This window comes from Acinetobacter sp. YH12052 (genome assembly GCF_013419835.1).
Lineage (GTDB): Bacteria > Pseudomonadota > Gammaproteobacteria > Pseudomonadales > Moraxellaceae > Acinetobacter > Acinetobacter amyesii.
In genome coordinates this window covers 21902-45880 of record NZ_VOZI01000007.1, presented here as the reverse complement: position 1 = coordinate 45880, position 23979 = coordinate 21902, and the positions used below count along the sequence as shown (strand labels likewise).

The window sequence follows — 23979 nt, the reverse complement described above, 5'->3', positions numbered from 1 at the left end:
ACCTATTGTCAAAGCTGTAAACTTTATCTAGGGTAATTAATAGAAAAATTGCATTCATCCAGTTTGAGCTGTTAGGGATGGATCATCATTTGGCAGTTTAGGCAATCTATCCTAAGCGAGTTAAAACAAAAAGGAAAATCACATGATTGTTGGAAAAATTTTCATCGCCCTGATTGCATTCTTGCATATTTATTTTTTAATTTTGGAAATGTTTCTCTGGGATAAACCTTTAGGCATGAAAGCTTTTGGCAATAGTGCAGAAAAAGCAAAACTGACTAAGGTGCTGGCACAAAATCAGGGACTCTATAATGGCTTTTTAGCAGCAGGGCTGATTTGGTCACTGTTTGCACCTGAAAGCTATGCCGTTGCACTGGCGAATTTCTTTTTGGGCTGTGTGTTGGTTGCAGGGATCTACGGCGGCATCACGGCGAGTAAAAAAATTATCTATATTCAGGCGCTGCCAGCCTTAATTGCTTTAATAGTGGTGAATTTGGTCTAAGCAAATTATGTTTTGAAGCGTAGACTACGTGGCTTGATGAATTGATGTGTGGAAATGGCTAGGCATGCTGTCCTTATTTCTCAAAAGCTTAATGGGTGCATTTGTTGTGGTATTAATTGCCTTGCTATCTAAAAGTAAGGCGTTTTATATCGCAGGTTTGGTCCCATTGTTTCCGACTTTTGCGCTGATTGCCCATGTGATCGTGGCAAATGATCAGGGTGCATCCGCATTACAAAAAACAGCGTTGTTTGGACTCTGGTCTCTCATCCCATATTTCATTTATTTATTAATGGTGTACCTGCTCGCTACACGTATGAGCTTAACGGCATGTTTGAGTGTAGCAACGTTGAGTTGGGTGCTTGCTGCAGCTGTTTTGATTTATGCATGGCAGAGTTTTCAGTAAGCATCAAAGCCTATATCGATGCTGTTTCAGATTAACTTTTTATAGGTTCTAGATCATTTATAAAACAATAGATTTGTATTAAATTATGATGAATTTCCAATCGTTAAATGTGTGATTTTAAATGTAAGTATTTGAATATTTAATTATAATTCTGACAGAACAGCAAATAATCATGATAAGAGCAAATAATGTTAAAACAATTTTGGGTGATCATCTGCCTCATGTTTTCAAGCCAAATCCTGTGGGCTGAAGACAGTCAAATCCTCGCGTTTGAACAGTTTATTGACCCTGCAGCCGAGCAGCGTTATAGCGTGAGCGTGCCTGCGGTCGGGCAAAATGAACAGCTATGGTCTGTGGTCTATATGGTGCTGCAAACCAACCAAGTCCCTGAGAATACTGTTCTGGACTTTAAAGTCGTTCCCCAAGGCTTATTGTTGAAAAATAATCCTGCACAAAAAATACAAGAGTATGCTTTTGACGGCGTGCAGTTGGCACAGAAAAAAGACTATGTATTGTCCCAATTTTCCAATCTGAGTGAGCAACTGGAAGATCAAACGGGCAAGAAAGTGCAGGATGCATCGCTCTTTGATACTAGTCGTGCCCATGTATATGCCCGCGTAGAAGATTGGGTGCCTGACTATAATGCACAAGCAACTCAATTGAATATTGAACTGGGTAAACTTAATGAAATGCAGGTGAAAGGGCTGTATTTGATTTTAGGCAAAGGTGAAAAGCCCAAGGATTTATTGGCCATTGCTCAATTTGATCCGATGATCAAATCACAATTTCATTCAGAAGAGATGCAGGAACGCAAAGCAGCGCGTAGTGAATTGCGTGAAGCACGTTTTGCGATTTTTTTGGTGATTATCGCGATGGGGATTTTTCTCGGATGGTATCGTTTTAAACGCTAATGCTTAAAATGATCATGCAAGGTCATTCTAAAAACCGAATCCAACCGTATAAAAAAAGGATCTAAAAGCAATTTTAGATCCTTAAATTTTTATACAGCTTAAATCACAGGTTTATTCAACAGGCCATGTCCGCTGTTGATACGCGCTGTCCCAGAACATCCATTCTAATTTTGCGCCGTTCGTGTAAGCCGCATGCATTTTTTCACGTGTATCTGCATCACAGCGAGCCGCCACTCGATCAATGGTTTGAATCACGTTTTGTACAGAGCTGTTGAAGTCTTCACCTGAGTAGGTGTCGATCCATGCTTGGTAAGGGTTATTTGGCACGGATTGGCTGACAATGGCTTTGCCGACTTCAGCATAGATCCAAAAGCAAGGCAGGAGTGAGGCAAGGACCACAGGGTAACTTTCTGACCATGCTGTCGCTGTTAGAAACGAAGTGTAATGATGGCAGGCAAGGGTCAGTGGAGTATTTTCAAACTGTTCTTTGCTGATGTTGAAACCTTGCATAAAGTCGTTGTGCAGACTACGTTCCACCACGATGGCAATTTTTGCCGCTTCAGAAAACTGAATCACATCGTCGGCATCAAACGCCTTGGCTGCACACACCGCAAGCGCACGACCATAGGCCAATAAATAATGGGCATCCTGAATGACATAGTGGCAAAAGGCGTCGCGGCTTAAACTGCCCTGAGCCAATTCCTGATTAAACGGTAGATGGAGAATCTGCTGATATAACGCGGTATTACGTTGCCAAACTTCTTCAGAAAAACGCATTGAACATTCCTGTCGTTAAAAATGAAAGACGGGTCTACACCATGATGCGATGTAATTGAGAGCCTCCATCTTAGAGTGTTTATTCAAAATGTAACGAATAATTTTTGGTTTCAATTCTGAAAAACGGCATAATTGCGCCATAAACTTAGCTTCAAACTGGGTATTCCCTCATTTTGAAATCTTATTGAATGAATAGGTCGATCTATCATGATGAAACATTTTGGTTTCTCAATCGTCTTTACGATCGTGTGTCTTGCTATTTCTGCATATTGGGGTCTGAATCATGGCCCAAATGCAGGCGTGCAAGCCATGCTGACAGCACTGACCATTACTGCCATTTTAGCGGTGATGGAAGTGTCTTTGTCTTTTGACAATGCCGTTGTCAATGCATCTGTACTCCGTGGTTGGGATCATTTTTGGAAAATGATTTTCTTAACCGTCGGGATCGTGATTGCTGTCTTTGGTATGCGTCTGATTTTCCCAATTGTGATCGTGGCTGTAACTGCAGACATGGGTGCAATGGAAGTGGTTCAAATGGCGTTGAATGATCCAATTCAGTATTCAGCTAAATTGATGGCACATCATGCAGAAATTGCGGCCTTTGGTGGTGCTTTCTTATTATTGGTGTTCCTGAACTTCTTCTTAGATGAAGGGAAAGATACCCATTGGTTCCGTTGGTTAGAGCGCCGTTTGGCCAATCTTGCAAACGTTCCTGCAATGTCCGTGTTTATTGCTCTAATTGCGTTATTGGTGATGGCGGCAAACGTGGCTGAAGCCTCTCGTTTAGCAGTTGTGATGGCGGGTATTTGGGGAATCGTGGTGTATATCGGTGTCCAAGTACTGAGTCATTTATTGGGTGGTGAACCTGAAGTCGATGAAAACGGTAATGCGGTTGGACATGACGCAAATGGTGTACCGACAGGCGTGATCAAAGCCGGTTTTGGTGGTTTTCTTTATCTTGAAGTACTCGATGCCTCATTCAGTTTTGATGGTGTGATTGGTGCATTTGCGATTACTTCTGATGTGGTAATCATTATGCTTGGTCTTGCCATTGGTGCCATGTTCGTGCGTTCGATGACCATATACTTAGTGGATAAAGGCACCTTAGATGCTTATATCTTCCTTGAACATGGTGCGCATTATGCGATTGGTGCTTTGGCCTTCATTATGTTGGCGAGTGGCACAGGTCTGCATGTCCCTGAAGTGGTAACGGGCCTGATTGGTGTGGCATTTATTGTTTGGGCGGTGATTGCCTCAATTCAATATAAAAAGCGCCAAGAAAGTCTAGGCTAATTTAAATTTGCCTGAAATCTCCCAAAAAGCGCAGCATTAGCTGCGCTTTTTATTTGTCCAATTATCAGGATATTTAAAATCAATAAAAATCCTGCTTCGTTTTAAGCTGAATGTCCTATAATCCCATTCCAAGATTAATGAATTTTTAACCAGCTATGATGAATGCTCTTGAACGACGCTCAACTTTTGCTTTGAGTAGTATTTTTGCCTTACGTATGCTGGGGCTGTTCATGATTATTCCTGTTTTCTCTGTGGCAGGTCAGCAATATGCAGGGGCTACACCGGCACTCATTGGTTTAGCGGTTGGTGTTTATGGTTTGACCCAAGCGATTTTACAGATCCCGTTTAGTTTGATTGCAGACCGTTATAGCCGGAAACCGTTGGTGGTGATCGGGCTGCTGTTGTTCGCTTTAGGCGGTGCAATTGCGGCGATGTCCGATAGTATCTATGGCGTAATTATCGGGCGTGCGATTGCTGGTGGTGGCGCTGTATCTGCGGTGGTGATGGCTTTGTTAGCCGATGTCACACGTGAAGAACAGCGTACTAAAGCCATGGCGATGATGGGGATGAGTATCGGTTTGTCCTTTGTGGTGGCATTTAGCCTTGGACCTTGGCTCACAGGTTTAGTCGGTATCTCGGGTTTATTTTGGGTGACCACCATCATGGGACTTGCCGCGATTGCAATGTTGCTGTTGGTGCCGAAAGTGACACGTCATCACCGAAATTTCCAACAAGGTTATCTGACGCAGTTGAAGCAAGTGCTGAAAATGCCTGATCTAAATCGTTTACATGTTTCAGTCTTTTCATTGCATTTACTGCTCACCGCGATGTTTATCTATGTGCCGTCTCAGTTGATTGACTTTGCCAATATTCCCTTGCATTCACATGGTCTGGTGTATTTGCCGCTTTTGGTCGTGAGCCTGTTTTTTGCCTTTCCGAGCATTATTTTGGCGGAAAAATATCGCAAAATGCGCGGCATTTTCTTGACCGCCATTGGTGGCATTATTTTAGGATTGGGCATCTTAATTTTTGGTTTCGAATCTAAATATATTCTGCTTACTGGCTTAGGATTATTCTTTATTGCATTTAATGTGATGGAAGCATTATTACCGTCATGGTTATCAAAAGCGGCTCCAATTCAATCCAAAGCAACAGCCATGGGCGTGAACGCCAGCAGTCAGTTTCTGGGGGCATTTTTTGGTGGTATAATTGGCGGGCAACTTTTGTTGCTAAATGATACGGCAATGGGATGGGGCATCCTGACAGGTCTAGCTATTTTATGGTTGATCATTAGTTTTGGATTGGCTCAGCCGCGTTATTTATCGTCTATGGTGTTTAGTTTGCCTGAAGATAAAGAAACGGATGAATGGACTTCTCAGCTTTTAGCAATTCGTGGTATTGAAGAAGTTGTGGTGATGTCTGACCAGCAAGTGGCTTATGTAAAAGTGGATAAGCAGCAGATGGATGAATCTGCGCGACAACATTTAACGCACTTGTTAGGGAAAGAGGTAGCCATTTAAGCATAACTCTTATAAAGTAAATAATAGAAACAAATAGGAAGAATACGTCTGATGCGTGGTGTAAATAAGGTCATTTTAGTTGGTACTTTAGGTCGTGACCCTGAAACAAAAACTTTCCCAAATGGTGGTTCTCTCACTCAGTTCTCAATTGCAACGAGTGATTCATGGACTGATAAAAATACAGGTGAGCGTAAAGAGCAAACAGAATGGCACCGTATTGTGTTACATAACCGTTTAGGTGAAATTGCACAGCAATATTTGCGCAAAGGTTCTAAAGTGTATATTGAAGGTTCATTACGTACTCGTCAGTGGACAGATCAAGGCGGTCAAGAGCGTTACACGACTGAAATTCGTGGTGAACAAATGCAAATGCTTGACAATAACCGCCAACAAGGCGAACAAGGTCAAGGCGGCGATTTTGGTCAGCCTCGTTTTAATAACCAACAAGGTGGTTATAACAATAACCAAAACCAAGGTGGCTACGGTAATAACTCAAACCAAGGCGGTTATGGCAATAACCAACCGGCTCAAGGCAACAGCTATGGCAACAACAACCCAGGTGGTTTTGCGCCAAAACAACAGCCTGCACCGACACCGGCTCCTGCAGCAGCAGATTTAGATGACGACTTACCATTCTGAGACACTCTAAAGATATAGTTTTGTAAAGTTTATAAAATTGTTCTTTAGATATAGTAAGTTAAAAGAAAGTTTACAGGCATTAGAAATAATTCTGTAAACTTTTTTTTATTGTGTATTTGCTATATTACATACTTAGAGTTTCTGTAAAGTTGAGTGGTTAAACTCAATATATTTATATTCGATTGTTCATTTAAAAATACGATAAATATTCTTTTCGTATAAATACTTTGGAACTATCTGCATATTTAAAATATCCATAGAATAAAAAGTTTGCTATATGGCGAAATATTTGTAAAATTCGCTATAAGTTAGCTATATGGATAACAAATTTTAGGAGCATAAACTCATATGGCTAATAGAGGCGAAATAGGTAAAGATATACGTTTGGCAAGAAAAGCCTTGGGCTATACACAAAAGGCTCTTTCGGAAAGGATTAAAGTAAATATAACAACTATATCTGAAATGGAAAATGGTCGCTTTACAGGCTCATTTGTCATATTTGAACGTGTTATTGATGGTGTTGGCTTACAATTTGAAGTTGGTAAAAAAAGGCATATACTTCCACAATGGGATGAAATAGAAGCACTCTTTGCAGAAGATGATGAATAAAAATTATAGTGGTTTTATAGTCCACAAATTATCAATACGTGTCTAAAGTTTTGGTGGATTTTCAGTTTTCATTCCTTGTATCTAATAGCTTCAAGAAACTGTAATACTAAAACTAAGCCGTATGCAGTCTCAATTTGTTTTATTGGGATGCCACCGGTTACGCGATTTTTAGAGTTAAGGAAATGGTGCATCCAATCTAGATCGCCACCGTTTAAATCATATAAAGCTATATACAGTTTGATAAGTAATAATGCTAATTCACCTTGCTTTGAAGCTGGGTCTAATTTAAGTTGGGTTTTTAACCGACTTATTGTTGGCTGAGATACCCCTAGAATAGCAGCAAGTTGAGTTTGGGTTAGATTAAGTTGTTTAGCTGTATTGAAAAAAGATTTTGCTAAAATTGTTTTTTTATCAACAATTTGTGCTGAAAATATAGGCATGGCAAAAACTCATCTCATATATGTAAAATTGTATTTTTATTCGTGCTATAAATTCAAAATAATTAATGTTGGGTTTGTATCAATATACATTTTTAGGTTAAGACTTACCTAGATTTTTAGTCAGTTTTTATTCATTTGAATTAATGGCCGATAATTATATGAGTAACATAAAAAAACGATGCCTTAGTGTAAACCGAATTTTCTACTGTATCAAAAAGGTTTCAGATCAGACAAAAACTCTTAATAAGGAGGGAATTTATGGATGTTAAAGAAGTTAAACCTATTGAAGTAATTACTGATGTCCTATGTGATATTTGTGATCAATCAACTAAATTAGAGTTTGCGACATTCTCTGCTAATTGGGGATATTTTTCTCAATCTGATGGTGAACGATACAAACTTCAGTTATGTGAAAAATGTTTCTTTAATGTCTTAGATATATTAAAGAAACAGCGCATACTACTTAATTCGGATAAATTTTTTGATCAATCAGCACTAGAAAAATTTGGATTAAACTTTGATTAATATAATTAAATAAGTTTTTAACACTTTAAGTTTGTATTTAAAGAGAAATACTACATCCTTATAAAAATATCAGCCTCAATCTTTTAATATGATAGCTTTCTACTTTAATTTCTCCCACAATACTCTCAAAGAAATTTGAGAGTCATCTACGTGATTACAGGCGAAATTAAAAGCAAAATTGACCAGATTTGGAATGCATTTTGGAGTGGTGGTATTTCCAATCCCTTAGAAGTCATGGAGCAAATGACTTATTTGCTGTTTATTCGCCGACTTGATGAAATTCAGATCACCAAAGAAAAGAAAGCCAACCGTTTAAAAAGAGATGTTGAGCAACCGATTTTCACCGCTGAGCAAGATCATCTTCGTTGGTCGAAGTTCATTACTTTGGGCGATGCTGCAACGTTATATAACACAGTTGCCAATGAAGTCTTTCCTTTCATTAAAAACTTAGGTGCAGAAGACGAAACCACCTATAGCCATCACATGAAGGATGCTCGTTTTACCATTCCTACCCCTGCGCTTTTAACCAAAGTGGTGGATTTGGTTGCAGATGTGCCAATGGATGATAAAGATACCAAGGGCGATATATACGAATATATGCTTGGTAAGATCGCTTCAGCCGGTCAAAACGGTCAGTTCCGTACACCTCGCCATATCATTAAGATGATTGTGGAGCTGATGCAGCCTAAGCCAACCGATACCATTTGTGATCCTGCATGTGGTACAGCAGGATTTTTGGTGGCTGCAAGTGAATATTTAAACGATCACCACAGCACTGAGATTTTTGCCAATCCTGAAGCAGCAAAACGTTTTAGTGAAGAAACCTTCTTTGGTTATGACTTTGACAGCACTATGTTACGCATTGGTTCAATGAACATGATGCTACATGGTGTGGAAAATCCAAGTATTGAAAACCGTGATTCTTTAAGTGAAGCGCATTCACATATTGCTGAAAAGTACAGCCTGATTCTTGCCAATCCGCCATTTGCAGGCAGTTTGGACAATGAAAGTTGTGCCAAGAATATTCAAGCCGTAGTTAAAACCAAAAAGACTGAATTGTTATTTTTAGCCTTGTTCTTACGTCTACTTAAAACAGGTGGTCGTGCTGCGGTGATTGTGCCTGATGGTGTGTTATTTGGCTCATCGAAAGCGCATAAAGATTTGCGTCAAAAGATTGTGGAAGAGCAAAAGCTTGAAGCGATTATTTCAATGCCTTCTGGTGTGTTTAAGCCTTATGCAGGCGTTTCAACTGCAATTATAATTTTTACCAAAACCATGTCTGGCGGTACGGACAAAGTTTGGTTTTATGATATGCAGGCAGATGGTTATTCGCTGGATGATAAGCGTAATGAACTGGATGCATCTAAGCATGAAAATAATAACATGCCTGACATTATTGCCCGTTTTAAAAACTTGGAAGCGGAAAGCACTCGTAAAGCCACAGAGCAAAGTTTTATGGTGAATAAAGCGGATATTGCTGCCAATGGTTATGACTTGTCGATTAACCGTTATAAGGAAGTTGTGTATGAACAAGTGGAATATGAAGCACCAAGTCAGATTTTGGCGGATTTAGAAGCGCTTGAGCAGGATATTTTAAAAGGAATGGCTACGCTTAAGGAGATGCTTAAGTGAGTTATCCTTTAGTTTGTTTAGGTCAATTAGCAAAATTTATTAATGGAGATAGAGGAAAAAACTATCCATCTAAAGATTCTTTTGTTGATGCAGGGATTCCATTTATTAATGCTGGTTGTCTGTCTGATCAATGGTTATTAGATTCTTCTAAGTTTAATTATATATCTGAAGAAGCCTACGATCGTTTGAGTAGTGGCAAGATTCAAAAAAATGACATTTTATTTTGTTTAAGAGGTTCTGTTGGTAAGTTCGCTGTAATACGTGATGACAATAAAGGAGCTTTAGCATCTTCGTTAGTTATTTTACGAGTAAATGGTAAAGTTGACATTGAATATTTGAAGCATTATTTGGCGAGTTCACTGTGTACAAAAGAGTTAGATAACTATCAAAATGGTGCTGCTCAACCTAATTTATCTGCAAACGATTTTAAAAAGTTTTTGGTTCCACTCCCACCACTTGCAGAGCAACGTCGAATTGCGTCTATTTTGGATCAAGCGGATGAGTTACGCCAAAAACGTCAGCAAGCGATTGAAAAGTTAGATCAGCTTTTACAAGCCACTTTTATTGATATGTTTGGTGATCCTGTCAGTAATCCTAAGGGGTGGGAAATATTCAAAAGTAAAGCACTTTTTCAAGACCCTCCTCGAATTGGTACAACAACACCTGCAAATGGCGAAGGTATACCTGTTGTACGAGTAGGTGAATTAGGACAATTTTATATTGATTTTGAAAAATGCGGACGAGTGCAAATCTCTGAAAGTGATTTTAAAAAATATGAATTAAAAAATGGGGATTTAGTATTAGCTCGGGCAATAGGTAGTAAAAACCAGTTAGGGAAATGTTCGTATTTTTCAGAATATTTCGAGCCAGTATGTATAGATTCTCATGTAATGCGTTTAAGACCTGATTCAGAAAAAATGCATCCTTTATGGTTCTACTTTTTATTATCGAGTGATCAAGGTAAGAAAATACTTCAATCTAAAGGTGGTGCAACTGCTGTACAATTTAATATCAACTCCGCTCAAGCAAATGACTTAAATATTGCTTTACCTCCTTTAAGCGAACAGGCTAAGTTTGTTGAAATAGCTAATAAAATATTGAAAAATAAGGATAGCCATATTAAATCTTTAGAAAAAAATAATTTATTATTTAGTTCATTACAAAACCAAGCATTTAACGGCACTTTATAAAATTTAATTAAAAAATATGAGGGGAAATATACATGAGCAACTTTCAGTTTTTAGAAGCTGAAGAGTCCGTGTATATCCCCCTCTAAAATCTACTTACCTAAAATAAATATAAAAATTTAATAGCGAGACAAATCTTGTCTATCAAATGCATTATGCTAAACCAAGTTCAAGAAATAAGCATAAAACGATGAATACAAAAGAATCTTTCGTATCCCAATTTTTTCGGATTTTAAGTCTCTTTCAGGCTTTGCCAAGATCACCAAATCACCATATCTCTATTGAAGATTTACTTGAAAGCTTAAAAACAACCTATGAACCATTCCATGCTCCGCGTAAAACTCTGCAACGTGATTTAAAAACATTAAATGAAATTTTGCATCGAGGTCATATAGATCAAGTTGCAGCAAGCGGTCGCCGTTCTGCTTGTTACCGCTTGTCTTCAGATGCACAACTTAATTTAAATAAACAAAATATTATTCAAGATGAGTTTCAATCCCTTGCAACAATTCATAGTTACAATTTTTTAAAACCTTATTTCCCAGAATCTTGGCAAAAGACACTCTCTCAACAGTTTGAACAAGCTCAAAACACTTTAGAACTAAAAAACAAAAATGTATGGCTGACAAAATTTGGCTTTGCGTTAGACGGGGCTTTTCAAACGCATCTCAATCCAAAAAATGAAGTCAAAGAACTTATTTTTAAATGCATTCACCAAGATAACTCATGGTTAGAAATTTTATATCACCCTGAAGCTTTTGAAAGAGAAGCTACACGCTATACGATCAAGCCACACGGGGTCATTGTGAGAGGACGAAAGCAGTATCTCATCGCTTCTAAAATTAATCTTAATCGTAAAATCCAGATTCGTACCTTTAGCATGCATCGAATTTTACATGCTGAACTAACACCAGAAAGCTTAAGCATCGATATACAAGATATTGATATGCAAAAAGCCATTGAACAGTATGAGTTTGAAGGTTTCTACAATGATGACAATCAACCGAAAGAAATTCAGTTGAATTGCTCAAACGCCTTATTATCTGAGCTGAAATTTTCAGAAATTCATCCATCACAACAGATATGGAGTGATGATGCAGACGCTTATTTTACCTTAACCGCTGAAATGCCGATTACTCAATCTTTTCTTGAATGGTTGGTGCAGAAGGCTCAATGGATTGAAGTCGAATACCCTGAGGACTTAAGAGAAGAAGTCAAAAATAGAATTATAGAAATGGCACAAAATTATGCACTTGAAGTCATAGATGATGATATTGAATGGCAAGAGGATGTTGAGGAAAATTTCGATGAAGAAAGTGCAATACAGACGCTTGAAAGTATTCTCGCTGAGCCAGAGGACGATAATGTAATAACCCTACATGATCTGTTCCCACAAGCTGTTGAATTTGTTAGTGAGAAAGAGATGATTAGCACAGCTGAACTGCAAAGAAAATTAATGATTTCTTATAACTCGGCTGCAAAAATCATAGATCAGCTGTTACATGTGGATTTTATACAAAAAAGTGAAAGTGCAGGCAAATACTCAGTTTTAATTAAAAAATAAGGAAAGATGCATGGAAGATGCTCATGTGATACCTCTAAATTTGCAGACCGCTCAGGGTAGTTTAGAGCAATTTAAACAACTGATTGAGGCATCGCCTTTAGACCAGGAAGAAGATTCATTTATACCTTTAAGTATTTATCGGGCTGAAAATGCAATTCAAGCTTTTAAGAAGCTGCCTCTGACTAAAACATATCGCAAGTCTTTTATTGAAATAATGGGGCTGAGCCATTTAGAAAATGTAAGTTCAAAGACCCTTGCATTTTTTATGGACAGTAAAGAAGAACATAACTTAAAAGACCTTGTAGTCAATGCGTTGTTTAGTGTTATGGGTGAAAGTTTTCCCTATCAAATACATACGGAGAATATTGTTCTAGAAAAAAGGACTGATCTAGGACGCATTGATCTTTGGGTTGAAACTGACGAACACATCCTCGTGATAGAAAATAAGATTCATCATCATGCAAATAATAATCCTTTTCCAGATTATGTTTCACATGCACATGCCAATAATCCTAAGAATAAAAAATTAATCTTTATTCTATTGGTTATTAAAAAACCAGAAGTAACACCGGAAAATTATATCGTCGTGACTCACTTTGACTTGTCCAAACATATTTTAAAAGAGCTTGGGCAAAAGAGCTTACAGGCAGATCAATATTATCTTACTTACCTCATTGACTATATTTCAGCAATCGAAAAATTTAACCCACATTCGGAGTATGCAAAAATGCAAATGGACATCGTTAATTTTTATCGCAATAACCGTGAAATTTTAGAAAGTATTCAAGATGAGAATAATAAAGCATCTGTATATCAGTATTATGAACAAAAAGCGCGTGAAATTGTTGAGTTATTAAAAGATCAGGAAATAGATTGTTTTTCAGATGATACAGAATTTGTAAAATATGAAGGTGATTTATCTTCTATAGGTGGCGCCTTAAATAGCAATACATTGCAAACTACATTAGATGATAACCAACTAGAATTTAGGATTTTTAAAAGTACAGCATGTACCACTTTGTGGTTTAGTCGCTTTAAAGAGCAATATATGAAAAAACAAGATTCTCTTGAATTACAGGTATTTCTAAAAAATGAGAACATTCCTTTTTTTGAATATGATGGTCATCATGAACTGTTATTACTTGAAGAAAGTGAATCGATTTCTGCTGAAGAATTTGTAGAAAAAGCACACACTGTCATTAAAAAAATACTGAATAAAAGTGGTGTAGCTAACCATTAAAGTCACCGATTTTTTAAAGGCAAATGAGCTATACGGATTGTAAACATCCGTATAGTGCGTAAATTTTTAGCGTGAATGCACAGCTACAGACGGCTTTTAAAGACTGCTCTCAGTTGCCGGTATTTTATTTTTATAAAGCTATTATTCAAATTAACCTTATACTTTAGATAATTAGCTATTAAATCAAAAGGTTGATTCAGTTATAGTGTGAAAATAAAGCATATTTAAAAAAATTACTTGAGGGAATGATGAGCAATTTTCAGTTTTTAGAACCTGAATTTAAAAGCTTGGCAGTCACTGCCAAAGAAGCTGAAAAGCTTGTGTATATCTCCCCGCAATTTGCTCTTGCAGCAGCGCGTACTTCGCTTGAAAACCTCGTGCTGTGGCTGTATCAATACGACAAAAAACTCACTCAGCCTTACGATGCTTCACTGCATAACTTACTCAACGACCTCAAATTCAAAGACCTTATTCCGCCTTATATTTGGGACAAAATGGATAACATCCGCATGGTCGGCAATAGTGCCGTACATGGGAAAAAGTTCAATCAACTCACAACAGAAGAAACCGTAAAACACATCAGCCATTTATTCTTGATGTATGTCTGGTTTGAACGTAACTACGGTTCACCGTCCAAAGACCGTTCACAGCCGCATATCTTTAAAACCGAACTGATTCCAAATGCGGACAACACACAGCAAATCACTGCAAACAAAGAACAACTGCAGAAAGAAACTGAAGCCAAAGAAAAGCAATTTGCAGAACAACACAAAGCTTTACGTGAACGTGAACAGAAACTCTTTGAACTTTCGGCAAGTTTAGAAGAACGTGAAAAAATCCTCGCCAATATTGATGCAGAACTTGCCCAAAAGCGTGCCGAAGTCGAACAAGCCAAAATTGCTAACAGCAAAATTGAAGACCATACCGACTATAAAGAAGACGAAACCCGAAAACTTAAAATTGACCTCATGCTTGAAGAAGCAGGTTGGGACATTGGCACAACGGTTCGGGAAGAAGTTGCTGTTACAGGTATGCCAAGCCCATCGGGTAAAGGTGCAGTGGATTATGTGCTGTATGATGCCAATGGCTTGCCTTTGGCTGTGGTTGAAGCTAAACGTACCTCGGTTGATCCTGATATCGGACAGCAACAAGCCAAGCTCTATGCAGATTGCTTAGAGCAACAAACAGGTCAACGTCCTATCATTTTTTATACCAACGGCTACAAAACTCGAATTTGGAATGATGTGCAAGGTGGTCCACCACGTTTGGTGCATGGCTTCTATACACAAGCAGAACTCAAACGCCTGATCGAAAGACGTAAGAACAACCCTGATTTAAGCAGCTTCCCGATCAATGCGGACATTGTCGAGCGTTACTACCAAACACGTGCCATCAAAGCCATGCTCGCAGCCTATCAACGTAAAGAACGTGCAGGCTTATTAATTATGGCAACAGGCACAGGTAAAACCCGTACTGCTATTGCATTGGTCGATGTATTAATGAAAGCCAATGTGGTGCAAAAAGCCTTATTCCTTGCAGACCGTACTTCATTGGTCAATCAGGCACACAACGCCTTTAAAGCCAATTTAAAAGATGCCTCATTTGCCAATTTGCTTGAAGATAAAAACCAAGTCGGTCGAGTGTATTTCTCGACTTATCAAACCATGATTGGCTTGATTGATGAAAAAAATGCCGATGGTACACGCCAATTCGGTACAGGCATGTTTGACCTGATTATTATTGATGAAGCACACCGTAGCGTTTACCAAAAGTTTGGTGAAATTTTTAAATACTTCGATAGTTTGCTTGTCGGTTTAACCGCAACACCACGAGATGAAGTTGATCGTGATACCTATGGGTTGTTTGGCTTGGAAAGCGGTGTCCCAACCGATTACTACGATCTTGACCAAGCCATTGCAGATGGTTATCTCGTACCACCGAAAGCATATGATGTACCGCTTAAATTTATGCGTGAAGGCGTGAAATATGATGAGCTCTCAGAAGAAGAAAAACAGCACTGGGATAGTCTTAATTGGGGCAATCAAAATGCACCAGAAGAAGTCTCAGCCTCTAAAATCAATAAAGAGTTGTTTAATACAGGCACGATTGATTTAATGCTCAAACATTTGATGGTAAATGGCATTAAAACTGAAGGTGGGGATCGTCTAGGCAAAACGATTATCTTTGCCGTCAATCAAAAACATGCTCAATTTATTGCAGACCGCTTCAATGAAAACTATCCGAAATATGATGGTAAGTTTGCACGTGTGATTACCCATGCCACCAAATATCCACAAAGCCTGATTGATGACTTTAGTAAGAAAGACTTGCCTGAACCTCAAATTGCGATTTCAGTCGATATGCTCGATACAGGGATTGATGTACCTGAAGTGGTTAATCTTGTGTTCTTTAAAGCAGTACGTTCTAAAGTGAAGTTTATGCAGATGATTGGGCGCGGTACACGCCTTTGCAAAGAGTTGTTTAGTCCTGAAGAAGATAAGAAAGAATTTTATATTTTCGATTACTGCTCTAACTTTGAGTATTTCAACGATCATCCTGAAGGCGCACCTGTATCAACGACAGAACCTCTTGGACAACGTTTGTTTAAAGCGCGTTTAAATATCCTCAATTTGCTGAATGCAAAGGACTATGACACCGAAGAACTGAAAACTGTGCAGCAAGATATGCGTCAGAGTTTACAGACTGAAGTGAAGTCGATGAACAATGAGAACTTCATTGTGTTATCTGAACTTGAGCATGTAGAACATTTTAAGAATGATGATGCTTGGAACAACTTAGATGACCTTGCGATCGGTACATTACGAGAACACATCTCTAAACTACCGAATCAGCTTGAGCCTGAAGCCCTAGAAGCCAAATTGTTCGATATGCTGTGCTACAACTTAGAACTTGCTGTGTTGGAAAAAAATAATACAGCGATTCAAAACTATGCCAATAAAGTCATTGAAATCGCTTCTAAATTGGAAAGCAAAGCAAATATTCCTGTTGTTGCTGAACAGATTGCATTAATCCAAGAAATCCAAACCTTAGACTATTGGAAAGACATTACCTTACCGATGCTTGAAGCGATGCGTAAACGTATTCGTGGCTTGATTAAACTCATCGAAAAATCGACCTCCACCATTGTCTATTCCATGCTTGATGATGAGATTGGTGATGCTGTAATAATGGGTATTCCGATTGTTTCAAGTGGTGTAAACCTTGCGCAGTATCGTAAGCGTGTAGAGAGCTTCATTAAAGCCAATGAAAATCATATTACTATCGCTAAGTTAAAGCGTGGTTTAGCCCTTACACCGACTGACTTAAGCGAGCTAGAGCGCTTTGTTTTTGAAGCTCAGGAGGTAGAAAGCCGAGATAAATTTGAACAATGTTTTGGTACAGAAAAAACACTACCTCTTTTCATTCGCTCTTTAGTAGGTCTAGATCGTCAGGCTGTTCAACAAGCGTTCTCAAAATACCTACAAGGTTCAACGTATAACGAGAAACAGATCCGTTTTGTGGAAATGCTGATTGAGCATTTGACACAAAATGGAGTATTAGAAGCAACGCAGTTATATGAGCCACCATTTAACCAAATCCACTATGAGGGAATTGATGGTGTTTTTGGTGAAGCTGATGCTGATAACATATTTGGGGTTGTTGAAGCATTTAATGAAGCGGTGGCTTAAAGTTTTATTTTAGAGGGGGGAGATAGATATGTTTAAAAAGGGTTCTGAATGGAGAATATGGGATTTACACGTCCATACACCGGCATCTTATGAATGGAAAGGTACAAAGTTTAACAACAATAAAGAGCATGACGATAAACTTATCGATGAAATGATAAAACATCTAAATGAAGCCGAACCTGAAGTCTTTGCTTTAATGGATTACTTTACTTTTGAAGGGTGGTTTAAGCTTAAAAATCGTTTAAATGATGAAGATGCTCCAAAGCTAAATAAAAAAGTTTTTCCAGGGATAGAGTTAAGAATTTGTGCACCTAAAATTAGATTAAATGTACATGCTATTTTCTCTGATCAAGTAAGAGATCAAGATCTAAGAGATTTTCTAGCAGAACAAGAAATTGAGGAAAGTAATAAAAAATTATCAAACGATAATTTAATTCACTTTATTAGAAACACGGGTAAAGATTAGATCTCTTGCGAAAATATCATTTTTGACTATTTTAGATTTTGATATTTATTTAAAAATCAACGTTTATCACGGATTAAATTTTGACTAAAGCAAGAGGTCTAATATATCAAAAATTTAGTAAAGCGATTTTGAGCTGTTTCGTTGATATTTCCCTGTCTTGTTTACAAAAAATGTATCAAAGGAGTTTTCAAATATTTTTTTTCTGCTATGATTCAAAAAATGTAAGATATGTCACATTTTGTATTTTCTTTGTATTTGTGATCGTATTTTAGCAAGTCCCGCAATAAGCGGAAAAAATTATTGATTATCTTTAGGTTAAGCAAATGAAAACACAAATTTCTTTGGCATTCGCAGCAGTTTCAGCATTGGCTTTCACAACTTCAGCATTTGCTGCGGGTCAAATTAACTTTACTGGCGAAATTGTGAATGCCGCATGTGATATTAAAATCAACAACAGCAGCAGCAATGAAGTTGTTTTAGGCAAATGGCCAACGTCTATGTTTAAAGCAGCTGGCGATAAATCAACTCCAGCAAATTTTACGATTGATGTAGCCAACTGTGTTGCCGGCAACTATCAAGTTAACTTTGCAGGTACTGCAGATGCAACGAACACTAAACTGCTGAAAGCATCAGTTGCAACAGGTGTCGGCATTGCAATTGCAAACGCAAACAGTACATCAAATTTAGTGAATTTAAATACAGTAGTCGGTGCTGATTCTAACGCTGCTTTAACTGCGTCTGGCACTGACGGAAGTGCTGCAGGAACTTTGCCATTGCAGGCGTTCTATCAAGCGACTAGCAGTACTGTGACTGCAGGTGAAGCAGACGCAACTGTAAGCATTACATTGCAGCAAAAATAATTTAGCACCCTGAGGAACAGTCATGCGCCTGAATCCATCTTTATTCGCCATTGTTTTGTCCGGCCTTGCGTTTGCATCGCCAAGCAATGCTGCGATTCAGGCCATGGCTAGCCGCGTGATTTATCACAGTGACAGCAAAGCTGCCACGCTAAATCTGAAAAATAACGCGTCTAAACCTTATATTGTGCAAACTTGGCTGGAAGCTGGTGAAGATAAAACAGCTTCAGCTAAAGTGCCTTTTATTGTGACGCCGCCATTAATCAAAATTGAACCGCAAAAAGAATCTGTTTTACGATTCATTTATTCGGGTTCAGGCTTGCCGACAGACCGCGAAAGCCAAGTTTGGATTAATGTGCAGGAAATACCGCCAAAGCCGGAAGAAGAAAACACTTTACAGCTGGCAGTGCGTTCAAAACTCAAATTATTCTACCGTCCGCAGCAAATTGAAGATGATTTTCCGGCAGCGGTGAAAAAACTTCAGTGGTCTGTTGAACATGGCACATTGAAGCTGAAAAATAATAGCCCGTTATTTATCACGATCGGTGATTTAGCTTTAGGCAAAAATGGCCAGCCGATCACCCATATGAATCAGGATATGGCGCCGCCATTCCAAAGCATTGATGTGCTGCGCAACGTGCCGGAAAATGTAAAAAGCCTTAAATTTACCTATATCAATGACTATGGCAGCAATATTGAGATGCCCGAAGTTATTTTGAAATAATGATTTGAACTGCAGTTGGATTTGAACTTGCATTATTTAAAACTGTCTTTGCTTAGTCTGAGCCTTGCTGCATTAAATACACAGGCAGAAGATTCAGCGTTCAATACAGCATTTCTTAAAGATGTTACCGACCAAGTGGTTTTTGATGCTGTCACCAAAGGCTATAGCATTTTGCCGGGTGATTATGATTTCAGCATTTATCTGAATAATCAGCGCATAGAAAAAAGAAAAGTAAAATTCTATCAAAAAGATCAGAATGTTGTTCCTTGTGTTGATGCCAGTTTTATTGAAGACTATCAAATACTTTTAGACACTCAAACGGATGCGCAGCCATCTACGGCCTGTTATGACCTGACGGCATTGTCCGGCGCAAAACTGAATTTTGATGCTGGCCTGCAAACCTTGAATTTATCCATTCCACAGGTTTTTTTACAGCAGAATGCGCGCGGCTATATTTCACCAAAGCTGTATGATCAGGGGATTAATGCGCTGATCATAAATTACAGCGCCAATACGAATACCTATAAAAGCCAGTCAGGTCCTGATACGAGCAATAGCAGCCTATTATTGAACAGCGGCTTTAACTGGGGCGCGTGGCGTTACCGCAATCAGAGCAGCTTTTTAAAAAGCACCGGGCAGTCTGTATCTTGGGACAATGTCATCAATAAGCTTGAACGTGACATTATTCCATTAAAGGCGCGTCTGGAACTGGGCGATGCCAATACCCGCAGCGATATTTTTGAAAGCATTAATTTCCGCGGCCTGCAATTCAGCAGTGATGAGGCGCAATTGCCAATCGGCTTGCAAAACTATGCGCCTGTGATCCGTGGCACAGCGCGCAGTAATGCGCTGGTCGAAATCCGTCAAAATAATTACTTGGTGTACAGCATGAATGTTGCGCCGGGCAATTTTGAAATCGCCGATTTATCTGGCGTGAACGACAGCGGCGATTTGGAAATCAAAATTATTGAAAGTGACGGCTCCGTCCGTACTTATATGCAGCCGTATGCATCTATACCGAATATGGTGCGCGCTGGGCAGCATAAATATCAGATCACTGCAGGGCAATACCGCAGCGGTTCAGGCGCGGAGCTGCCGTATTTTGGCCAGCTGACCTATACGCTGGGCTTCAACAATTTTCTGACGCCGTATGTAGGCGTGCTGGTTGCAGAGGATTATCACTCCGTTGCAGGTGGCACCGCGTGGTCATTGGGAAATTGGGGCGCCGTTTCTGCCGACCTGAGCTATGCCCGCAATACCTTATTCAGCGGCCGTCAAGAAGACGGCTTAGCTGTGCGTGTGAACTATGCAAAATCCATCAATACACTGGGAACTGATATTCACCTGACCGGGTCTCATTACAGTGAGCAGTATTTCAGCTTTGCAGATGCTGTACAAGAAAAAGCGCAGTGGCAGAATGGCGCGTATAAGTATCAGTACCAAAACTCATCGGCAGTCAATGACCCCGCAAATTCTGCTGATATTCAAACACAGTCCTATTATTCGCCTGTGTTTTTCAATAGAAAAACTCAGTATCAAATTTCACTGAATCAGCGTCTTGGCAAATGGGGGCAGCTGTATGCCAATGTGTCCGATACTCAGTTTTGGCAAAAGGAATACAATCAGCACAATTGGCAGATTGGCTATAATAACAATATTCAGCGTATGTCTTATGGCCTGTATTATCAAAACAGCAGGAGCCTCTTCAGCGGTTCTGAGTATTCTGTTGGGCTGAATTTGAGCCTGCCGATTGATACGCCGAAATCCTTTAAGCAGCATGATGTTATTGTCAATAACAGCGCGCTCTATTCTGAAAGCTCGGGCGCAACCCTGCAAAGCGCGCTGTCTGCAAGCTTTTTGAAGGATAAAAACCTGCAGGCGCAGTTGCTGGCGGGGCATTCTGAAAAAAGCGGCGATCATTTTAATGTGAATGCAGCATATCGGGGAATCAAAGGCAATGCCAATGTCGGATATGCTTATGCAGATCAATACCAGCAGCTGTATGCAGGGGTGAGCGGCGGCCTGCTTGTGCATTCTCAAGGGGCAGTCTTCGGGCAGCAAATGTATAATTCGCCGATTTTGATTGAAGCCAAAGGCGCCAGCGATATCCGTATTGAAAATCAAACCGGTTTAAAATTGGATAAGCATGGCTATGCTATTATCAGCAGCAGCAACCCTTATGCAAAAAACCGTGTAGCGCTGCAGGCGGAGGATTTAGGGCAAAATATCTTTATTGATGAATTGGTGAAGAATGATATTGTTCCTACTAAATACGCGATTGTGAAAGTAAAATTTGATGTCAAGACAGGTTACAGCGTGCTGGTCAATTTGAATTATAAAGACCGTGAATTAGCGGCCGGCACGGAAATCAGCGATGTGAAAGGCCTTAACCGTTATGGCCTGGTGGGACTGAACGGCCAGGCTTACCTGACCAATGTTGAGTCAGGGCAGGTTTTGACCGCGAAATGGGGCAGTGCTGAAAACCAGCAGTGTCATTTTACTTTACCGCAGCTCAGCAGCCGTGATATTGGTTACGATGAACTGGCATTAACATGTGAAGCTGGAGAATCTAAATGAAGAGCAAATGGCTTCAGCTGTTTTTGAATGCATTTTTAATCGCCATCAGTTTAACCGCTGCGCAAAGCGCATCGGCTATGCGCTGCCTGTCCGGCGGCAAGGCGACCAGCAATTTTAATATTGACACAGCAAAAAACACCACCAATACCACAAACGTCGGCACCATTACGGTCACCAGCTTTAATGACGATGCCAATACCCTGCTTTGGGAATCCCAAACTTATTCGTCGACGTTTACCTGTTATGATGATGCAACGACCAACTCCAGTGAAGATGCTTATTTATATGTCGATGACGCTGCGAAACAATTAGCGACAGATTTTGGCAACTCTAATTTAATTATGGGCATCCGTTTTAATGGCCAAGAGTATCCCATTACAAAAACCACCGATAAAATCGCGACCGGCAAGCGCGCGCTCAGCTATCAATCTGATAATTACAGGTCTACGTCAACGGCCGCAAATAATTGCCGGCTGATTGGAAAATATGCGTCGGGACGGCGCTGCAGTGATCCTCAAACCATTACCTTAACCTATTCTTTATATATTAAGGCGCGCGGTTCAGGCAGCAACTTTCCTGCAACGGTGAAAAACTATGATGTTTTCCAGCTGGACGGTACTGGCGGGCGTAACGGCAACGGCAATTTTCAGGAAAAAGTCAGCGGGGTTCAAATCAATTATGTGGAATGTGTCCCTGTGCTGAGCACGCAGAGTGTGGATTTGGGCAAATACTATGCTTATCAGGATTTAAATACCGTTCTAAGAAAAACGCCATTTACCATTAATGTCACCATCAATGGCAAAGACTGCGCAAAATATCCTTTTGTTGGCGTGTTTAGTTCGGCGTATAAAGTGGATGATCAAACGGTCACTGCCATAGAAACAGGCATGAAAGATGTGGTGGGAATCCGCCTGTTTGAATCAGGAAACAGCGCGCCTTTGAGCTTAAATGACACGGTTGATTTTGGCTACAGTACAGGAACGCAGCTGAGTAAAAACTTTGAAGCGGGCGTATTGTTTCTGAAAAAGCCTGTAAATGCTGGAAAATTCACCTCTGTCATTAATTATGAAGTCTATTTTAAATAGCGGCTGAACCGCTGTAGCCTCGGTATTTATCAGGCTGAGGCAGTTTCCTGTGATGTTTACAATCTTGGAAATGAGCAGGAGCTTGAGCCTAAATTCATTCGGCCTGTTTGAGTCTAAGGTTTGGATTGACTGTGCAAAATATAGCGGATTGCATCTATGTATTTAGGATGCATGTGGCTGGCATCCATGCCCAGAAAATATGGCGCAGCCATCCAGAAAAAACTAAAGGCATAGCCATAATCATCTAAGGTTTGATATTGCCACTGTTCCACTAAGCTTAGAGCCTATCCAGTATTAATTTCATTCTTTTTTAGCAATTGAAAAAATAATTTGTTAAATTTCCCCCATGAGAAAACCATATCCCAGCGACATTAGTCGAGAACCTTTTAAAAAAATTGAACCGTTACTATTGAGCGGAAAAAAACAAACACGTCCAAGAGTCGTTGATGTCTATGAAGTATTTTGCGCATTGCTCTATATTCTAAAAAGTGGATGCCAATGGAGTATGCTTCCTCGAGACTTCCCACCTAAAAGCACTGTGCATTATTACTTCTCGATTTGGAATAAAAAGTCTTCAGAAACTGAACCTAGCATACTTGAGCAAGCTTTAAAAAAATTAACAAGAAAAGCTAGCTCATCCAGAAAATTTTTATACCTATTTTTTTAAAAATATCATTAGCTTAAATTTCATCACAATTTAGGCTCTAGGCTTTCTCATGCTCAAAAAAAGCCCTTATGAAATTTTTAGAATAATGAATTTGGAGCTAATAATGTCCAAAAAACAAGCTAAATCAAAGAAGAGTTTTAAGCTATCTCGTTTGAAACAAGTCAACTTAATTGAACGTTCGCTAAGAAAATATTCCAACATAATCGACCAAACAGTAAAACTTACTGTTGTTGGGGGTGGTGAGCAAAAAATTGCAAAAGAGAGACTGAAAAAGTCAATGATTAATCGCGTTATGAAAGACTATTTGAGCCTTACTCAACATACGTATCTTTTATCCATTGAAAGCAAAAGTCATGAGGATTGGTTTAAAAACCAAGCTAACTGTATTTTTTGGCTAGAGTTGTTTAGTTATCTTAAAAATAACAAAATAAAATGTGAATATAGGATTAATTTCTATAATAGACTTCTTGCGTTAGTCAAAAATTAAATAGGTATAAGCTATATTTTTATAAGATTTTAGCTAATTCAAAAATTAGGTAAAAGCATACTTTCGCAAGGTCTATTGAATTTACGCAGCCTCCAACATCTTTTTTAACAAAATAATTTAGCAAAAAATGAATTACGTGTTCAAAAAGTAGTCTGTTATTGTTAGGAAAATAAAAATAGAGTTAAAAT

General features: G+C 39.1%; 22 protein-coding genes and 1 pseudogene. 20 read left to right on the top strand and 3 right to left on the bottom strand.

Features of this window, described 5'->3' with window-relative positions:
- Positions 1-145 precede the first annotated feature (145 nt).
- From FTU06_RS06625 to FTU06_RS06615, 3 genes are all read left to right on the top strand, one after another.
- The gene (locus FTU06_RS06625) at positions 146-499 is read left to right on the top strand and encodes a DUF1304 domain-containing protein (RefSeq protein WP_180145783.1); all 354 of its coding nucleotides are present in this window, start codon (positions 146-148) and stop codon (positions 497-499) included.
- 64 nt (positions 500-563) lie between these two features.
- On the top strand, positions 564-902 hold the full coding sequence (locus tag FTU06_RS06620) for a GlpM family protein (RefSeq protein WP_180145655.1): 339 nt from the start codon (positions 564-566) through the stop codon (positions 900-902).
- A 188-nt stretch (positions 903-1090) separates the two neighbouring features.
- On the top strand, positions 1091-1813 hold the full coding sequence (locus tag FTU06_RS06615; RefSeq protein ID WP_180145652.1) for a hypothetical protein: 723 nt from the start codon (positions 1091-1093) through the stop codon (positions 1811-1813).
- Between the two features lie 111 nt (positions 1814-1924).
- On the opposite strand, the gene tenA is transcribed toward FTU06_RS06615, so the two are convergent.
- Complete coding sequence (gene tenA, locus FTU06_RS06610) at positions 1925-2590, bottom strand: thiaminase II (protein WP_180145649.1); 666 nt, start codon at positions 2588-2590, stop codon at positions 1925-1927.
- A gap of 207 nt (positions 2591-2797) precedes the next feature.
- Between tenA and FTU06_RS06605 the strand changes: the two genes are divergently transcribed.
- The 4 genes from FTU06_RS06605 (at position 2798) to FTU06_RS06590 (ending at position 6651) form a co-directional block, all read left to right on the top strand.
- Complete coding sequence (locus tag FTU06_RS06605) at positions 2798-3883, top strand: DUF475 domain-containing protein (RefSeq protein ID WP_078190525.1); 1086 nt, start codon at positions 2798-2800, stop codon at positions 3881-3883.
- Between the two features lie 155 nt (positions 3884-4038).
- Positions 4039-5403: an MFS transporter gene (locus tag FTU06_RS06600; protein WP_180145646.1), complete on the top strand. Its 1365-nt coding sequence runs from the start codon at positions 4039-4041 to the stop codon at positions 5401-5403.
- Positions 5404-5454: 51 nt separating this feature from the next.
- On the top strand, positions 5455-6042 hold the full coding sequence (gene ssb / locus FTU06_RS06595) for a single-stranded DNA-binding protein (protein WP_078190523.1): 588 nt from the start codon (positions 5455-5457) through the stop codon (positions 6040-6042).
- 348 nt (positions 6043-6390) lie between these two features.
- Positions 6391-6651: a helix-turn-helix transcriptional regulator gene (locus tag FTU06_RS06590; RefSeq protein WP_180145643.1), complete on the top strand. Its 261-nt coding sequence runs from the start codon at positions 6391-6393 to the stop codon at positions 6649-6651.
- A gap of 68 nt (positions 6652-6719) precedes the next feature.
- On the opposite strand, the gene FTU06_RS06585 is transcribed toward FTU06_RS06590, so the two are convergent.
- The gene (locus FTU06_RS06585) at positions 6720-7091 is read right to left on the bottom strand and encodes an XRE family transcriptional regulator (RefSeq protein ID WP_180145640.1); all 372 of its coding nucleotides are present in this window, start codon (positions 7089-7091) and stop codon (positions 6720-6722) included.
- Positions 7092-7349: 258 nt separating this feature from the next.
- Here FTU06_RS06585 and FTU06_RS06580 point away from each other — a divergent pair, with 258 nt between their 5' ends.
- The 11 genes from FTU06_RS06580 to FTU06_RS06530 all read left to right on the top strand — a co-directional run bounded on the left by FTU06_RS06580 (position 7350) and on the right by FTU06_RS06530 (position 22637).
- Positions 7350-7616, top strand: a complete 267-nt coding sequence (locus FTU06_RS06580; protein WP_180145637.1) for a hypothetical protein — start codon at positions 7350-7352, stop codon at positions 7614-7616.
- Positions 7617-7766: 150 nt separating this feature from the next.
- Positions 7767-9248, top strand: coding sequence for a class I SAM-dependent DNA methyltransferase (locus FTU06_RS06575; RefSeq protein ID WP_180145634.1), 1482 nt, complete (start codon positions 7767-7769; stop codon positions 9246-9248).
- On the top strand, positions 9245-10438 hold the full coding sequence (locus tag FTU06_RS17080) for a restriction endonuclease subunit S (RefSeq protein WP_180145629.1): 1194 nt from the start codon (positions 9245-9247) through the stop codon (positions 10436-10438). Before FTU06_RS06575 ends, FTU06_RS17080 begins: the two co-directional genes overlap by 4 nt.
- Before the next feature lie 187 nt (positions 10439-10625).
- Positions 10626-11999, top strand: coding sequence for a WYL domain-containing protein (locus FTU06_RS06565; protein WP_180145626.1), 1374 nt, complete (start codon positions 10626-10628; stop codon positions 11997-11999).
- 10 nt (positions 12000-12009) lie between these two features.
- Positions 12010-13239 (top strand): PD-(D/E)XK nuclease family protein, encoded by a 1230-nt coding sequence (locus FTU06_RS06560; RefSeq protein ID WP_180145623.1) that lies wholly within the window; start codon positions 12010-12012, stop codon positions 13237-13239.
- A 248-nt stretch (positions 13240-13487) separates the two neighbouring features.
- Positions 13488-16928, top strand: a complete 3441-nt coding sequence (locus FTU06_RS06555) for a DEAD/DEAH box helicase family protein (protein WP_180145621.1) — start codon at positions 13488-13490, stop codon at positions 16926-16928.
- A 28-nt stretch (positions 16929-16956) separates the two neighbouring features.
- Positions 16957-17394, top strand: coding sequence for a hypothetical protein (locus FTU06_RS06550; RefSeq protein ID WP_180145618.1), 438 nt, complete (start codon positions 16957-16959; stop codon positions 17392-17394).
- A 323-nt stretch (positions 17395-17717) separates the two neighbouring features.
- Positions 17718-18254 (top strand): fimbrial protein, encoded by a 537-nt coding sequence (locus FTU06_RS06545; protein ID WP_180145615.1) that lies wholly within the window; start codon positions 17718-17720, stop codon positions 18252-18254.
- A gap of 22 nt (positions 18255-18276) precedes the next feature.
- Entirely contained in the window at positions 18277-18975 is a 699-nt protein-coding gene (locus FTU06_RS06540) for a molecular chaperone (protein WP_180145612.1), read from the top strand.
- A 27-nt stretch (positions 18976-19002) separates the two neighbouring features.
- Positions 19003-21552 (top strand): fimbria/pilus outer membrane usher protein, encoded by a 2550-nt coding sequence (locus tag FTU06_RS06535; RefSeq protein WP_257234308.1) that lies wholly within the window; start codon positions 19003-19005, stop codon positions 21550-21552.
- Complete coding sequence (locus FTU06_RS06530) at positions 21549-22637, top strand: fimbrial protein (RefSeq protein ID WP_180145606.1); 1089 nt, start codon at positions 21549-21551, stop codon at positions 22635-22637. The genes FTU06_RS06535 and FTU06_RS06530 overlap by 4 nt, the downstream gene beginning before the upstream one ends.
- A 113-nt stretch (positions 22638-22750) precedes the next feature.
- On the opposite strand, the gene FTU06_RS06525 is transcribed toward FTU06_RS06530, so the two are convergent.
- Complete coding sequence (locus FTU06_RS06525) at positions 22751-22909, bottom strand: hypothetical protein (RefSeq protein WP_180145604.1); 159 nt, start codon at positions 22907-22909, stop codon at positions 22751-22753.
- A 74-nt stretch (positions 22910-22983) separates the two neighbouring features.
- Between FTU06_RS06525 and FTU06_RS06520 the strand changes: the two are divergent.
- A pseudogene (locus tag FTU06_RS06520) lies at positions 22984-23283 on the top strand (transposase); the annotation flags it as partial.
- A gap of 124 nt (positions 23284-23407) precedes the next feature.
- The gene (locus FTU06_RS06515) at positions 23408-23791 is read left to right on the top strand and encodes a hypothetical protein (RefSeq protein WP_180145601.1); all 384 of its coding nucleotides are present in this window, start codon (positions 23408-23410) and stop codon (positions 23789-23791) included.
- Positions 23792-23979: the final 188 nt, after the last annotated feature.

What these genes read in the sequence shown, in the direction of transcription:
- FTU06_RS06580 (WP_180145637.1), top strand. Translation starts at nt 7,350, where the DNA reads ATGGATGTTAAAGAAGTTAAACCTATTGAAGTAATTACTGATGTCCTA.
- FTU06_RS06540 (WP_180145612.1), top strand. Translation starts at nt 18,277, where the DNA reads ATGCGCCTGAATCCATCTTTATTCGCCATTGTTTTGTCCGGCCTTGCG.
- FTU06_RS06555 (WP_180145621.1), top strand. Translation starts at nt 13,488, where the DNA reads ATGAGCAATTTTCAGTTTTTAGAACCTGAATTTAAAAGCTTGGCAGTC.
- ssb (WP_078190523.1), top strand. Translation starts at nt 5,455, where the DNA reads ATGCGTGGTGTAAATAAGGTCATTTTAGTTGGTACTTTAGGTCGTGAC.
- FTU06_RS06565 (WP_180145626.1), top strand. Translation starts at nt 10,626, where the DNA reads ATGAATACAAAAGAATCTTTCGTATCCCAATTTTTTCGGATTTTAAGT.
- FTU06_RS06615 (WP_180145652.1), top strand. Translation starts at nt 1,091, where the DNA reads ATGTTAAAACAATTTTGGGTGATCATCTGCCTCATGTTTTCAAGCCAA.
- FTU06_RS06545 (WP_180145615.1), top strand. Translation starts at nt 17,718, where the DNA reads ATGAAAACACAAATTTCTTTGGCATTCGCAGCAGTTTCAGCATTGGCT.
- FTU06_RS06605 (WP_078190525.1), top strand. Translation starts at nt 2,798, where the DNA reads ATGATGAAACATTTTGGTTTCTCAATCGTCTTTACGATCGTGTGTCTT.
- FTU06_RS06560 (WP_180145623.1), top strand. Translation starts at nt 12,010, where the DNA reads ATGGAAGATGCTCATGTGATACCTCTAAATTTGCAGACCGCTCAGGGT.
- FTU06_RS06550 (WP_180145618.1), top strand. Translation starts at nt 16,957, where the DNA reads ATGTTTAAAAAGGGTTCTGAATGGAGAATATGGGATTTACACGTCCAT.
- FTU06_RS06515 (WP_180145601.1), top strand. Translation starts at nt 23,408, where the DNA reads ATGTCCAAAAAACAAGCTAAATCAAAGAAGAGTTTTAAGCTATCTCGT.
- FTU06_RS06590 (WP_180145643.1), top strand. Translation starts at nt 6,391, where the DNA reads ATGGCTAATAGAGGCGAAATAGGTAAAGATATACGTTTGGCAAGAAAA.
- FTU06_RS06620 (WP_180145655.1), top strand. Translation starts at nt 564, where the DNA reads ATGCTGTCCTTATTTCTCAAAAGCTTAATGGGTGCATTTGTTGTGGTA.
- FTU06_RS06585 (WP_180145640.1), bottom strand. Translation starts at nt 7,091, where the DNA reads ATGCCTATATTTTCAGCACAAATTGTTGATAAAAAAACAATTTTAGCA.
- FTU06_RS06600 (WP_180145646.1), top strand. Translation starts at nt 4,039, where the DNA reads ATGATGAATGCTCTTGAACGACGCTCAACTTTTGCTTTGAGTAGTATT.
- tenA (WP_180145649.1), bottom strand. Translation starts at nt 2,590, where the DNA reads ATGCGTTTTTCTGAAGAAGTTTGGCAACGTAATACCGCGTTATATCAG.
- FTU06_RS06530 (WP_180145606.1), top strand. Translation starts at nt 21,549, where the DNA reads ATGAAGAGCAAATGGCTTCAGCTGTTTTTGAATGCATTTTTAATCGCC.